Here is a 14,973-nt window from a genome sequence, read left to right as displayed (position 1 = left end):
GGACGCGGTAGGTTCGTTCGGGTCTCCAGGCCTCCGTTCCATCGATCGCCAAAGCCGTTAGGCTGGGGCGTGCGTGCCGCCGCCGCAGGACGGCCGTCGTCGAACCGCCACCCTGGTGGTACGGTTTCCGACGCGGTGCCTCGATGGAGTGGAATGGCGTGGACCATTATACCCAAAGTGAGGCGTTCGGGTGGATGGGATCGCATTCACATGTCGGTGGGGGTCTCCGTTGGGTTGGAACCGGGTCGGTCGGCAGTGGTATGATGGTGCTACACGTTCTCAAAACTCGAGATTGGCACCGTGCCGGGCAGCGTGGGTCGCACTGGCCGCGCTCGGCCGTTTTCTCGCCCTCTGGAGGTCGATCATGCCCACGTTGCGCATTACCACCCAGGTGCAGCTCCCGGAACAGACGCGAATCGAAGCCCTACAGGGCGCTTCCGCGCTCCTGGCCGACTGGTTGGGCAAACCCGAGAGTTACGTGATGACCATTTGGGTCGAAGCGGGGGAGATGACGTTTTCCGGAGAGCCGGGCCCCGCGGCCTACCTGGAGCTGCTGAGTCTGGGCTTGGAGCCCGAGCAAACGCCGCGTCTGTCGCGCGACTTGGCGCTCTTTTGCGCGGAGAGTCTGGGCATTCCACCCGAGCGGGTCTACATCGCCTTTTCCAGCCCGGCCCGCGAGATGTTCGCTTGGAACGGGCGCACCTTCGCCCGCTAGGTGGTGTCCGTCCCGAAACCGGGTTTTTCTGAAAACGCGCCTCTGAGCCGGCAGGGTTGCCGACACCGACCGGTTTCGGCAATCAGGTATCAGCTAATTACCTTTGAACACGTGCCTTGCCGGGACCTGACCCCGGATACCCGATCGCGTGCCCAGCCAGCCGGACCGCTTGGGTTGTCGAAATGATTTCCTTTCTGGATGGGCATTGGGTGGCGGGCGCGGCCCGAAGGGGTCCGCGCCGTTGCGAAGGGTCCGCCGTTCACCCCGCTCGCGGGCCTCAACACTGGCGACCCCAGACAATTTGAGCTATGATGGATCGATTCCTTTTGACTGATTCCAGGATATTCGGCAGTGTGTTGCCGCGCGAATCGGCTGATCTCCCAGCCAGGCCTAGGCGTGCGGTGGGGACGGTCGAATGCGGCTCGAAGTCGGCAATCCCATGGACATTCAGCGCTGCTCGATCATTTGTTTCTGATATCTGACGGTTCTTTCCCGGTCTTCGCACGGCCTTGCCTTCCCTGCTCCGGAACGGCGCGGCCCAGTCGGTCCATGGTCGGGGAGAGGTGAACGGACGAGGTACTCATTTTGGAACGGGCGCTCGAAAAAAACCTGGAAAAAATTCGCAAGATTCGCACGCGTGAAAACGCCGAAAAGGCCTGGAAGGCCTTTGCCGAGCTACTGCACGAACACGAGTTGGAGCCGGAGCTCGAGCTCTTTCGCGAGGGGATTGCCATCGGGCTTCAGCGCGCGGCTTGGACCGAAACGCTGGCCCTGTTCAAGACCGGTTTGAAAACCTTCAAGTTGTACGAATTGTGCGAGGGCGACAATCGCCCGCTCTTCACCAAGTACGTCGAAGAATATCCCGGGTTCCGGACCGCGCTGGCCGACGACCTGCTCAACCGCCAGTCGCTCAGCAACATCGCCGGTTGGGTGAATCTCTACGACGAGGCCGACCAACGTTGGATCATCGACCTGTGGGAACAGGCCGCCGAATCGATTCTCGATGCACCCGGGCGTGCCGGTTCGCTGTACGTGGCTTCGGGCGTGGGTCGGTTCACGCGCAACGAGTTGGAGGAAGGCCTGCAACTCTGGGAAAAGGCCCTGCGCCTCGACCCGCGTTTCCTCAAGCGCATCATGGCCTTTTGCCAGCGCTCGGGCCAATTGGACATGGGCCAGTTCACCCATCGGCTCAAGATCATCCGGCTGATCCTGGCGGCCGGCAAGCACAACGAGGCCTTGTCGCTGTTGCTCGCCCTGGGTAACGAGAGTCGCGACTACGCGCTCAAAGTGCTGGTGGCCGTCGACGATTTGTTTCCGGACCCCGATCAGGCGGACGTGTGCCTGCTCAAGTTCAAACTGGCGATTTTCCTCAACGACGAGGAGATCTTCGACCGCGTCTTGGGTCGTCTCAAGTCGCTCAAGGAAGACGAACTCTTCGACTTCAAAAAAGCCGCCATGCTCCAGATGACCGAGCCGGACAGCAAACGCCGCGTCCTGCTGGAATTGGTGGACATCTACATAGGGAACCAGAGCTGGGAAAGTGCCGCGCTCCTGCTCAAGAGCCTTTACGCCGAAGACTCCCATCCCGACGTGATTGCGTTGATGGAGGAAGTGCTCGAGCGCTATCCCATCCTGCCGGAGCTCCATTGGATCGTGGGCCGTTCCAAGATGGATGACGGCGATCACGACCTCGCCTGTTTCCATTTCGTGGCCATCAAGGATGTGGGCGAATTCGAACGCGAACTGCTTCAGTTGCTGGAAGACCGGTTGGTCGAAACCTACCACGCCGGTTATGCCGAGCTGTTGTGGGCCATGGCGCCCACCGACTCGCAGATGGCCGGCATGACGGCCTTGCTGGTCGTCATGAACATGAAGGAGAAGGAAGATCCCGATCTGCTGGCGCAGCTCGAGAAACGCCGCCCCAAGGATCCGCCGAGCCCCTTCTACCTGTTGGCATTGATCCACCTCAACATGCGCATGGAGCGATACGAGGCCGTCTTGCCCGAGCTGACCCTGTTCATGGAAACCTATCCCGAGTTGAGTGCCGAGCTGGTTCAACCCGCCGAGACCCTGTGCACCAAATACCGCGCCGACTATCGCGATTTGGTCAAGATTCTCGATCGGGTGAATACCGAATTGCGTCCGCAACGGGCCTGGGGCGCGCTTCAACGTCACCTGCAGGATGCCACCGAACAATACATCCGCCAACGCTCGAAACACCAGAACAGCCTCTCCGGCGTGGGCCCCGAACAGGCGGCGCCACCGGTGGCCAGTCCCGAACAGCGCCAGTTCCTGGAATTCCAGGGCAAGCTTTCGACCCATCTCGAAAGCGGCAATTGGCCCGCGGCGGTGGCGCTCACCGAGAAGTGGGGCGGCCGCCATCCCGATCGCCTGCAACAGGCCTTCGAAATCGGGGACCGCTATGCCGAATCACCCGCCTCGATGGCGTTCTGGTCCAAGGCCAAGCTCAGCATCTACCTGCGCAACGGCCTTCATGCCGAAGCCATCCGGCTGGGTCAGGAATGTATCAACGATTCGCGCTTTCAGGGCGATCTCCCCGAGATCTACCAATCGCTCGGCATGGCCTACGAGGGCATCGGGCACAGTGCCGAAGCGCTGCGCTTCTATTGCCTCAGCTCGCGCCAAAACCGGTTTTGGCAGCAGAATCGCGCCCGCTTGGGCGACATGGTCTTTCCCGGCAACAGTCATTTACTGAAAGAAGTCCTCAACCTGGCCCTGCTCCACGAGGACCAGTCCATCTGGGACCCCCTGTTGCGCAAGTGGCACCAGCATCGGCCCAGCGAATTGGACATGATTCTCAAGGCCCAGTCCACCTTCTGCGAAAAGGTCGGCACCGAGCGTTCCCTGCTCGATCTCGCCTTCTGGTACCTTCAGGCCGGCAACCTGGACGAGGTCAACAAGACCCTCAACCGCATCGATCTGCGCGACCCCGAAATTCGCGATGCCTTGATCCACATCGCCAGCCTGATCAACCTAAAATTTCCCGAGGATCCCAAACCCGCCTTCCTGCTCGGCCGCTACTACCTGGTCCACAAGGAAGTGCCGCGGGCGGTGGATACCTTCCGCAACCTCACTTCCAAGGTGCCCAACGCGGCCGAAACCGTCTATCAGTACCTGCGCGGCTATCTCCGCAAGAATCCCGACAGCATCGATATCGTGCATCTCTACGGGCTTCTGATCCGCATCGCCCTGGATTACGGGTTCACCGTGGCCGCCGTCAAGTTGCTGGAGGAGTTCAGCCAGAAGGATCGAGAGGGCGCCGAATCGCTGGCCGAAGGCGTGTACCGGGTTCTGCTGCAGAAAAAGCGGGACAATCTCGAAGCGCTCTACGAGTTCGCCGAGATGCTGCGCCGGTGGGGAGCCTACAACCGCATGCTGATCGCCTGTGAGCAGGCCGAGTTCGGCACCCACATGGCCCAGGACCGTTTGCGGTGGTTGAGCGAGGCGGCCGAAGACGAGACCTATCGCGATCGAGCCCTTGCGGCTCAGGCCCAGATCCACTACGACCTCCACGATTTCGAAGCCTGCCTGCATTGTTTGGAACAACTCGACGATCCGCTCATCAAGCTCAAGACGCTCGATCTCCAGGAACAACTCACCAAACGCTTCCCCGATCTCATGAGCTTTTGGCACGATGCCGGTTGGACCGCCGCCCGGGTGGACGCCGAACGGGCCGCCTATTTCTTCCGCAAAATTTGGGATCACGCCGATTCCACCCGCTCGATGCGCCTGGAGGCCTTCGCCATCCTGCGCGAAAGTGGCTCGGGTCCCTCCCTCTCGCAATTGGCCGAGCTGTACGGCGACAATCGACGCGACATGTACACCGGGTTGCGCGCCATCTACGGGCGGTTGCGGGAGCTCGAGCTGAATCGATGGCTGGAGACCGAGGGGGACGGCGAACCCGTGCCCGTACCCGGGCGTGCCCTCGAGTGGTTGCTCCACACCGGTCAGCAGGACCTGTTCGCTTCGCTCCTGCCGCGGTTGGATCACGCGCCGGAGAATCTGCGCATCTGGTTGGAGAGCAAGTACCAACTCAGTTTGGGCGATCCGCTCCAGGCCGCGCTGCACATCACCGAGTCCAGCCTGTCGTCCGACCTGCGTCAGAGTTTCCTTCACGGTGCCGGCTTGACGGCCCGTGCCATCGCACTCAAACCACCCGGCACCCGATTGCCCCATTTCCTGCGCCAATCCTACCTGGACCGTTACGGAAAACCCGAAACCATCAACGCGCTCTACTCCAACTTGAAAGTCCAGGTGAGGCAGCGCGAGCGAACCGCCCCGGCCGAGACGTCCTCGTGACGTGGGTTTCGGATCCGGTCCGGAAGCGATGATCCCCGGCAAGCGGCCGAATGGAAGACCGATTGAGATGAAACGGGAGAGCACATGAATCAGGAGAACCCCACCGCCGAACGCGTGGCCGAGCCCAACCAAGCGTCCCTGTCGCCCGAGCTGAAAGCTGCGTTGACCCACATGAACGAACAATGGCAGGAGCAATTCAACCAGCTCTCCGAGCGGTTGATGCGCAGCCTTTCCCAGCAGGTTTCCCAGGCGATCGCCCGCATGGAATCCAGTTTGGCCAAATCCGGCGGCGATCCATTGCGAACCCGACCCGTCGACGACGAATCGAGTGGTGCGGACGCGGCCCAGCTCAACGATTACGGGGTGCAACTCTATTACTGTAACGAACTGGGCCAAGCCATGCACATCCTCGAGGAGGCCTCCAACAAGAATCCCCAGTCGGCCGAAATTTGGAACAATCTCGCCGTGGTCTACACGGCGCTGGGGCAGACCGAGAAGTCGATCGTCGCTTTTCAGAAGGCCACCCAAATCAATCCCCACCAGGTGGATGTGCTCAATAACCGCGGCGTCCTGGCCCTTCTCGAAGCCACGCCCGAATCCGCGTTGGAGTTATTGGAGCAGGCAGGCGACATCAATCCGCAGAGCATTCCGGTTCTGTTGAACCTGGCCCAGGCCCACCAGGCTTTGGGCCAGATCGACAAGGCGATTCAGTTGTGGAAACGGGTCAAGGCCATCGATCCCGCCAACGACGAGGCCACCCAGTTTCTGCGTCAGTACTATCAAGACGAATGAGTGGGGTTTTCATGAGCGACGTGCATCCGCTTTATCCCAAAATTCTGGATCAGATGGTCGCGCTGGATCAGCGCGATTTCCTGCCGCCCAAGGAGGAGCGCCTCGAACCGTGGCAGCGGTTCTTGACCGAGGACGACGTCAATACCTCCATCATCAACCTTCAGGAGCGTCACTTGGAACCGGTGCAGGGCGACGTGGAAAAGATCGAATTGGAGAAACCGTCCCTCTAGGCCCGGTTTCGGGGTTTTTAGGCGTAGTGGGTTCACCATCCAAATCTATTGTCTACCTCACTGTGCTAGGCTAATGGCCATCCAGAAAGGGACCGGTCTCTCGGCTTGGTGCCGGTTTCGGGTGTCGATCATGGCCAAGTCCCATGTCGGCAAGCAATTGCTCGGCATCACGAGGCGCGGGTCGATCTCGAACGGCGTGATCCGGTCCGGAACACCGACGTTTCTGGATGGCGACCTCACCCACCTTTCGCCAGGTCATCGTGGTTCGATGGTCGCGTGGTACGGTTTTCGCTCAGGATCGGCGAGATTCAAACCCCTTCGGCGGTTTCTCCCGAGTTCCGCCCTGCCGTCGTGTCATTCCGGCACGGCTTCGACAATTTGTCATTGAGGCAGATCATGGCTCTTGTTTGGCCACTCTAAAAGTTCGCGGTTGCCTGGCTCGTTCGGTCGAGTTGACCACGGCCTCGAGGCCACCGTTCTTTCGAAGACCGAGGTTCCGGTCCTTCGATGTCCCAGCGAACGACCCGCCGTCACGGTTTCCCCCTGACTCGCATTCATGGGTCGCTCGCTGCAAGGCTCCCAAAATATCGAATTGAGAGGAGTATGATGGAAGGCGAAGTACTGGTAGACGTTCGCAACATCAAGAAATATTTCGGCCCGATCAAAGCGGTCGATGACATTAGCTTCCAAGTTCGTCGCGGCGAGATTTTCGGCTTTATGGGCCCGAACGGCGCCGGAAAGTCCACCGCGATGAAGATCATTACCTGCTTTTTGGAGCAGGACAGTGGCGCCGTCCGGGTGGCCGGCCACGACACGCTTACCGAATCTCTCGCCGTTCGCCAGAAAATTGGTTACCTGCCCGAAAGCGCACCGGCCTACGGCGAAATGACCGTGACCGGCTTTCTCGAATTCGTCGCCGACGCCAGGGCCATTGCCGACAAGGCCGCGGCGATCGATCGGGTCGTCGACATGACGGGCCTGGAAAACGTGCGTTACCAAACGGTCGAGACACTTTCCAAAGGCTTCAAGCGCCGCGTGGGGCTGGCCCAGGCGCTGATTCACGATCCCGAGGTCCTGATTCTCGACGAGCCGACCGACGGTTTGGATCCCAACCAGAAAGCTCTGGTTCAGGATCTCATCAATCGCATCGCTCGCAACAAGGCGATCATTTTGTCCACCCACATTCTCGACGAGGTGGAACGCGTCTGCAACCGCGCCCTGATCATTTCCAAAGGGCAGATCCTGGTGGACAGCACGCCCCAGGAATTGATCGCCAGGGCCGACAACCACAACGTCATCAAGCTGGAGCTGGCCGAGGGCGACAAGGCACTGGCCAAGCGCATCGAAGACCAGAACTGGTGTGAGCGGGTGATTCGCCAGACCGAAACCCAGTGGGAAATCGTGGCGAAAGACCGTGAAAACCATCTGGGCGAGGTCATGGACCTGCTCGAGGGCGTGGCGGTCACGTCCATCGCGGTCCAGGAGGGACGGCTGGAAGAGTTGTTCCGTGAAATTACCGAGGGGGTCTGTGCATGAGCAGGTACACCGGCCTTTCGGCCATCTTCAAACGTGAATTCAAGGCCTATTTCGCCACCCCGCTGGGGTACATCTTCCTGGTGATCTTCCTGATGGCGAGTGGTTGGCTGACCGTGGCGCGCGATTTCGGACAGTTCCTGGAGCTGCGTCAGGCCAGCCTGGTTTCGTTTTTCAGCTACCTACCGCACATCTTCGTGGTGCTGGTCCCGGCCGTGGCCATGCGGCTCTGGGCCGAGGAACGCAAGACCGGAACGGTCGAGTTGCTGTTCACCCTACCCGTGACCCTGCAGGGTTCCTACCTGGGTAAGTTCCTGGCGGGATGGGCTTTTCTGGGTGTCGCGCTCGCGCTGACCTTCCCCGTCGTCATCTGGGTTTCGGTGTTGGGCAGTCCCGATTGGGGCACCATCGTGACCGGCTATTTCGGCTCCTTCCTGTTGGCCGGCGCCTTCCTGTCGATCGGGATGCTGTTCTCCGCCCTGACCAAAAACCAGGTCGTCTCCTTCATTCTCTCCGTCGCCGCTTCCGTCTTCCTTCTGTCTCTGGGCTTGCCCCAGGTCTTGGAAGCCATCGGCAGTATCGCCGGCGTCGGCGGCTATCTGGAGCAACTGTTCTCCGCGCTCAGCCTGATCGACCATTTCCAATCGCTGATGCGCGGGCTGCTCGAGTTGCGCACCGTCGCCTTTTTTGTCGTATTGATCGGCGGTTGGTTGGGTTGCGGCATGATGCTGCTCAATCAACTCAAGGCATCGTGAGGGAGGTGGAACCGTGAAATCCAATCGCTTGTTGACAATATTGCTCATCGCCCTGATCACCATGTTCTCGGTTCACGTCTTCAACGTGAATACCGAGGGGGCCCGTCTCGATTTGACCGAGACCAAGATGTACTCCCTGACCAAGGGAACCCACCAGATCATCGAGAAGATGAAGAGCGAAGGCGTCAAGCCCATCGAAATCCGCCTCTACTTCTCTCACACCGCGGGCAAGTCCCTGCCCCAGATGATCAAGAACTTCGTCACCTACGAACAGTACATCCGCAACCTGTTGCGCGAGTACGAGCGCTACAGCGGCGGCAAGATCCGCGTCAAGTTCATCGATCCCGTGCCCGACAGCGACGAGGCCCAGGACGCCACCGATTTCGGTCTGGACGGCAAACCCATCAACCAATACGGCGATCTGTTCTTTTTCGGGCTCGTGTTCCAGACGCAGACCGGCTCCAAGGACATGATCGAGTTCCTGTCGCCCGACAAACAGGAGACCATCGAGTACGAAATCTCCAAGAAGGTCTACAACCTGTTGTGGCCCACCAAGAAGCGTATCGGGATCCTCTCCGGGATCGAGCCGCTTCCCGACGACAACCCCTACATGAACCAATTGCTCCAAGCCCAGGGCAAGGCGCCCAGCCAGCCCTGGACCAGCATGGATGTGCTCAAGGAGCACTACGAGATCAGCCGTATCGATGCCGAGAGCGACGCGATCTCCAAGGACGACTACGACCTGCTGATGGTGATCCACCCGCGCGACTTCACCGACAAGCAGCTTTGGGCCATCAACGAGTGGGTCGTGACCGGCGGCAAGACCATGGTGTTCCTGGATCCCTACTGCATCGAGGATCAGCCCGAGCAGTCGCCGAACAACCCCTGGGCCGCCATTCAGTACAAGCCGGCCTCCACCTTGGGTAACCTGCTGGACACCTGGGGACTGAAACGCGAGGAAGACCAGTTTGTGGTCGACTACGAACTGGGTGTCAAGCGGATGGTGGATCGCCGTGGTCCGGCCCAAAAGGTCATCACCGACCTGATGGTGACCGATCAGAATATCGGCCAGGTGGCCAATCCCGAGGTGCCGATTCTCAACGGGTTGGCGAACCTGCGTTTCTTCCTGGTGGGTGCGCTCCAGAAAACCGACAAGGCGACCGCCGAGTTCACCCCGTTGCTGCGGACCACCGATGCCGGCGGCTCCGTGGAAATCAAGCCCGGCTTCTCCCAATCCGGCGACAGCCTGGCCTATACCGATCTCAACAATCCCGGCAAGATCATCGACAAATTCTCTCCGGCCGACGAGGCCCAGGTCTTCGCCTGGATGATCAAGGGCCAACTCGCCGACGCCTATCCGGAAGGGGCCTCCTTCCCCGCCGAGGCGCCCAGGCCGCCACCCGGCCTGCCGCCCGGCGTCCAGATGCCCGTGCCCGAGGACGCCGAAATGATCGAGAAGGCCGCCATTCCCGCCGAAAGCCATGCGGAATCCACCCTGATCGTGTTTGGCGACGTGGACTTCATCACCGATCAGTTGGCCTTCCAGCGCTCTTTCTTCGGCGTGGCCGCCGCCAACGACAACTACAAGGTGCTGCTCAACTCCGTCGATTTCCTGCTGGGTTCCGAAGAGTTGATGAACGTGCGCAGCAAAAGGCAGATTCGCCGTCCGTTCGAGCTGTTCGACCGCATCGAGGCCCAGGCCGACGCGGACATGCTGGAGCAGGAGCGTCAGGTGCGCGCCGACATCGAACGGTTCCAGGACGATCTGCGCGAGAAGCAACGTGGCATCAACGAAAAGAACGCCGTACTCTTTCAAAAGAAACTGCAGGACGAAATCGAATCCTTGAACGACAAGATCAACGAGGGCAACCGTGCCCTTCGGGAGATCCGCAAACAGAAACGTGCGCAACTGGAAGGTGTGGAGCAATGGGTGCGTGCCAGCATCATCGGCGCCATGCCGGGTGCCGTCTGCCTGTTTGGGTTGTTCAGTTTCTACGCGCGCCGTTCCAAACAGAAAAAGGTGAGGAGGTAGGATCATGAGATTGAACGCCGTACTGGGTGGCATCGCCGTCGCGCTGTTTGCCATCTCTCTGTTTTCCTATCGCGCATCCGTAACCCGCGCCGAGCGTTTCGAGCGGGGACAGAAGTTCCTGTCCCAGCTCAATCCCGACAACATCCACCAGGTCGAGATCACCAAATCCGGCGAGACGGTGGTCCTCAAGAAGGCCGACGATGCCTATGTGGTCAGCAGCACCCATGGCTACCCCGCCAAGAACGAGTCGATCAACCGTTTCCTGCGCGGCATCCTGGAAATCAGCCTCGAGAAGGAAGTGGGATCCAGCGACAGCCTGGCCGCCGAACTGGGTGTTCAGCCAGGCGGTGAGGAAAGCACCGAAATCACCTTGAAGGACAGCTCCGGCAAGGACATGGTCCACTTCCTCGTGGGCAAATCCACCGATGACGGGCGCGGCCACTACATTCGCCGCCTCGATGGCGAGGCCGGCCCGATCTATCTCTCCAGTCGCGGGGTGTTCCTCAGCAGCACGTCGGACAGTTTCCTCGACAAGGAGATTCTCGACGTCCAGGAAGCCGACATCGCCTCGATCCAGGGTGGGGACTATCTCATCGAAGACGAGAGCGGAACCCTCACCCTCAAGGACATTCCCGGCGGCAAGGAAGCCAAGTCTTCCGAGTTGACCAGCGTCAAGGGCGCGGCCCGTTCGCTGCGTTTCGAAAAGGTCTATTTGGCCGATGACGCCGCGGTAGCCGGCCTGAACTTCGCGCGGACCCTGACCCTCAACCTCAAGGACAAGTCCGGGTATGCCTTCGCCCTGGCCCAGCAGGACGGCAAGCACTACCTGCAGGTAGAGGCCACCTTCGAGTTGGACCGCGTCGGCATTTCCCAAGAGGACACCAAGGAGCAGCTCGAGGAGAAATCCAAGATTCTCAGCCGCGCCGACGAGGTGACCAAGTTCAACAACCATCACGGTAGTTGGGTCTACGAGGTCACCGAGACCGTCGCGGGCAAGTTCACCAAGGCCAAGAAGGACCTGATCGAAACGCCGGAGAAGAAAGACAAGAGCTGAGGCGTTTCGAGCCGTTCGAAACGGATCCGATCGACGAGGGACCGGCACTCCACGGGGCGCCGGTCCTTTTTTCATGTGCCTGAAATAAAGCCCAACCGCGAAGTTCGATCCCTCTCGGGCGCCTCCACCGAAGCCATGCCTTTCAAAGTTCCCGCATCCCGGGAGAAGTGCCGTGCCCGGTAGGTTGGGCTGCCAGCCCGACAAAACGAAGCAACCCAAGCAACCGCATGCAATTACACTTAAAAGCGAAGCCGGTTCTCTCCGCTCGAACTTCACCGAAGTCGCCTACTCCGAAGTGCCCGCATCGAGAGAGGTGTGGTGCCCGGTAGGTTGAGCTGCCAGCTCAACTAATCGAAGCAACCCAGGTTGCGATTTTAAAGCAAAAAAAGAGCGAAGCGTGCATCTTCGGAGTACCTTCTCCGCCAGAGCATGGCAGTTGGAGGTACCCGCCTCAAAAAAGAGACGTCGTGCCTTTGGCAGCTCACCAATCGAAGCAACCCAAATCTGATCAGTAGATAAACCCGAAGAGCGAAGCCGAACCTCCCCCGAAGGTCCCTGCGGCAAAGTGGTGCGATGCCGAGAGCGTCGTCACGTCAACCACGCCATCGGCACCATCGCCACTTGGTCCATCTCGCTGGTTCGTGATAACTTGTCGACACCCGAGGCCTCGTGGCTCGGGCCAGATACCATTGCGGAGTGCACGATGTTGACCTTGAGAGAAGCGACCGCCGAAGACGTGGACACCCTCTACGATCTGATCATCGCCATCGCCGAGTACCACGACCAGACGGCCTTCGTGGTCACCGACCGGGACGAACTGTTGCAAGCCGGCTTCGGCGAAGCACCCCAGTTCGGGGTCCTCCTGGCCGAGGTCGACGGCGAGATCGCCGGGTACACGTCCTACACCTGGAATTACTCCATCTGGCTCGGCACCACCTACATGAACATCGACGACGTCTTCGTCTGGTCTCGGTTCCGAGGGCAAAAGATCGGCGAGTCGATGATGTTGCGCGTACGCGACCTCTGCAAGGCCCGTGGCGTGGGCCGCATTCGTTGGGAAGTCGAAGCCGACAATCACAAGGCGATTCGGTTCTACGAGCGGTTGGGCGCGGAAGTCACCGTCAAGGGCGTCGTCCGCTGGGATCTTTCCAAAGAAGACCAGTCCAACCGACCCTAGAAAAAACCACCCGCTTTCGGAGCGCCGCGCGAGTCAGAGCCGCTCCACCGTCGATTCTGCCAATGTACCTTTCGGAACCGTTGTCATCGGTTCACAAAACGCGACATCTGCATTTGGCCTCCCGAAAATCGATACACCCATGGCTTTTCTACATTTGTCGGCCTCCTCGGTTTCGCGACCCGAAAGCGCGTCAACGCCACTTGACACAGGCCCGGTTTCGGTCAATTGTGGCATATAAAAACTATTTAAATGCAGGTGTTTAGAAAATTATTCGCGAATGAAGTTGGCAGCGCCTTTGCCTTTACCCATCCCACAGATGCGCTACCGACTCGTCTTCCCCAATAAGATAAAGTCGAGGCCTGACATGCCGTGGCTTTTTCACGGTCGGGGATCGTCGATGACTACTCCGGTGGTATGCACGCCCTCACCGGGCGAAAAAACCAGCGTTCCCCTGGAACGGGTTCGAGGAGACACTCATGAAACGAAACGAAATCCACGTCACACCCCTCCGCTCCCAGGTCCCCTGGTGGCACCGACTGCTGATGCTCTCCGTCTTGTTGCTGTCGCTGACCGCCGTCGCCGAAGAGGCGAAAACGAAGAAGGCATCGCCCTCGGAAAAGAACAAACAGGCACAAAAGGCCGCTCCTGGCGAATCGCAGGGCGATACGGTCAACATCAACACCGCCGGGGTGGATCAACTGGTGACCCTGCCCCGAATCGGCCCCAAGATCGCCGAGCGGATCGTCGCCTTCCGCGAAGAACACGGCAAGTTCAAAAAGCCCGAAGAACTGATGAACGTGAAGGGCATCGGTGAAAAGACCTTCGAAAAGTTGAAATCGAAAATCAGGATCTAGCACCCTCTCGAGGTGCCCCGGGTCACGGGAACGTCCACCGACCTTCCCGCCCGACGCTCGATCCGCGAATCCGCGCATGGATCCGGCCTCGCTACGATTCCCCGCGGGGTATCGTCCACGAATCGGCGGGACCTGCCTTCCCCTCACTTCACCGATCCCCAACCCATCACGACACCCATCCCTATACGCCCTTTCAACCTTCAACCCCCCCAAAAGGTCCTGGCCGAACTCCGGCAACATGACGAATCGTGGGAGCAGCCTGCTCGTATGCGTTCACGTCGAGGGTTTGGTGCGTCGTTTGCGGTTTTCGGTCAGGAGCCGTTTGTCGGGTTCACACGTCAGAATGCGGTGCCTTCGTACAGATCTCGGGCCGGGGCCTCCTGGGCTCGGTCCTTGATGAAGTCGACCAGGACCCGTACCGCCGCCAAAATGGGCCGTTTCGGCAGGAACAAGGCATACATGGTCGGGGCCGGCGGCAACCAATTCCCCAGTATTTCGACGAGGTCGCCCCGCTGCAACGCCTGGCCGACCCCCATTCGTGGCAGGTAGGCGATGCCGGCACCGGACGTCGCCGCCCGAACCGATACCAGTAACTCGTTGACCCGAATTCGTCCACGAACCGGAATCCACAGCTCCTTTCCCAACCGATCCACGAATCCCCAACTATCTCCGGGCCGCGGCTCGGATAGAATGCACCGGTGATCCCGCAAATCCTCCGGGTGTCGCGGCACGCCGTTTCGCTCCAGGTACTTGGGCGCGGCGCACACCACGAAGGGCACCGACCACAGCGGCACCGCCTGGTACGAACTGTCCGCCAAGGGACCGAGCCGGAAACTGAGGTCGATCTCTTCGGTGAGCAGGTCGCGGTTCTCGTTGCACAGGATCACGTCCAGGCTCACCTCCGGGTACACCTCCAGAAATCGCAACAACCAATGGCTGAGGACCCGACTACCGAAGGTCACCGAGGCCGAGAGCCGCAAATGACCCCGCGGTACGTCGTCATCGCGAGTGAGCGTGCGGCACGCGTGGTTCAACGCCTCCACCGGAGGGCCGCAACGCGCCGCGAATGCGAGACCCGCTTCGGTCAACCGCATGTGGCGCGTATTGCGCGTCACCAGGCACAGCCCCAGCGCGCTTTCCAATCGCGCGATGCGCCGGCTCAGCGTCGATTTGGGGATCCCCAACTTTTCGGCCGCCTCGGCGAAACTGGTCGAACGGGATAGTGTCACGAAAAAGGCCGCGTCATTTAAATCGTATGAGTGGGTATGAGGCATGGATTGTTCCAAAAATGGGATAGGCATTTGCATTTTTTTAACCTTTCCCCGCCAGGTGCGCAAGCGTAGAATCTGGCCTTGCTCTTCGGAGCACCCAAAAAGGTCGGGTCGATCCGGCTTCTCGTTTCTCCCGCAAGCCGGGCACGGGCTCCCTACCCTGCTGGTCTCAAATCGTTCGGCGCCATGCGGTTTTCCCTCGGAACGACCCGACCGATCCATTGCGCTTCGGCCATGAAG

The 14,973-nt window shown here is 60.0% G+C and carries 11 protein-coding genes; 10 read left to right on the top strand and 1 reads right to left on the bottom strand.

The annotated features are described in order from the left end of the window. Positions 1-364 precede the first annotated feature (364 nt). The 10 genes from J3U87_RS12805 (at position 365) to J3U87_RS12760 (ending at position 13,462) form a co-directional block, all read left to right on the top strand. Positions 365-715: a phenylpyruvate tautomerase MIF-related protein gene (locus J3U87_RS12805; protein WP_237383435.1), complete on the top strand. Its 351-nt coding sequence runs from the start codon at positions 365-367 to the stop codon at positions 713-715. A 585-nt stretch (positions 716-1,300) separates the two neighbouring features. After that, positions 1,301-5,035 (top strand): tetratricopeptide repeat protein, encoded by a 3,735-nt coding sequence (locus tag J3U87_RS12800; RefSeq protein ID WP_237383434.1) that lies wholly within the window; start codon positions 1,301-1,303, stop codon positions 5,033-5,035. An 84-nt stretch (positions 5,036-5,119) separates the two neighbouring features. Further along, positions 5,120-5,827, top strand: coding sequence for a tetratricopeptide repeat protein (locus J3U87_RS12795; RefSeq protein WP_237383433.1), 708 nt, complete (start codon positions 5,120-5,122; stop codon positions 5,825-5,827). An 11-nt stretch (positions 5,828-5,838) separates the two neighbouring features. Beyond that, the gene (locus tag J3U87_RS12790; RefSeq protein WP_237383432.1) at positions 5,839-6,057 is read left to right on the top strand and encodes a hypothetical protein; all 219 of its coding nucleotides are present in this window, start codon (positions 5,839-5,841) and stop codon (positions 6,055-6,057) included. Between the two features lie 603 nt (positions 6,058-6,660). Continuing rightward, complete coding sequence (locus J3U87_RS12785; RefSeq protein WP_237383431.1) at positions 6,661-7,593, top strand: ABC transporter ATP-binding protein; 933 nt, start codon at positions 6,661-6,663, stop codon at positions 7,591-7,593. Then, positions 7,590-8,345, top strand: coding sequence for an ABC transporter permease (locus tag J3U87_RS12780; protein ID WP_237383430.1), 756 nt, complete (start codon positions 7,590-7,592; stop codon positions 8,343-8,345). The genes J3U87_RS12785 and J3U87_RS12780 overlap by 4 nt, the downstream gene beginning before the upstream one ends. Positions 8,346-8,358: 13 nt before the next feature. After that, complete coding sequence (locus J3U87_RS12775; protein WP_237383429.1) at positions 8,359-10,377, top strand: Gldg family protein; 2,019 nt, start codon at positions 8,359-8,361, stop codon at positions 10,375-10,377. 4 nt (positions 10,378-10,381) lie between these two features. Further along, positions 10,382-11,431, top strand: a complete 1,050-nt coding sequence (locus J3U87_RS12770) for a DUF4340 domain-containing protein (protein WP_237383428.1) — start codon at positions 10,382-10,384, stop codon at positions 11,429-11,431. Between the two features lie 703 nt (positions 11,432-12,134). Next, entirely contained in the window at positions 12,135-12,608 is a 474-nt protein-coding gene (locus J3U87_RS12765; RefSeq protein WP_237383427.1) for a GNAT family N-acetyltransferase, read from the top strand. A 476-nt stretch (positions 12,609-13,084) separates the two neighbouring features. Then, positions 13,085-13,462, top strand: a complete 378-nt coding sequence (locus tag J3U87_RS12760) for a ComEA family DNA-binding protein (RefSeq protein WP_237383426.1) — start codon at positions 13,085-13,087, stop codon at positions 13,460-13,462. Between the two features lie 338 nt (positions 13,463-13,800). On the opposite strand, the gene J3U87_RS12755 is transcribed toward J3U87_RS12760, so the two are convergent. Next, a complete protein-coding gene (locus J3U87_RS12755) occupies positions 13,801-14,736 on the bottom strand; it encodes a LysR family transcriptional regulator (RefSeq protein ID WP_237383425.1) in 936 nt (311 codons plus the stop codon). Positions 14,737-14,973 lie beyond the last annotated feature (237 nt).

This window comes from Sulfidibacter corallicola, from assembly GCF_017498545.1.
GTDB lineage: Bacteria > Acidobacteriota > Holophagae > Acanthopleuribacterales > Acanthopleuribacteraceae > Sulfidibacter > Sulfidibacter corallicola.
Note: the sequence above shows the minus strand (reverse complement) of the source record. Positions and strands in the feature narration are given on the sequence as shown.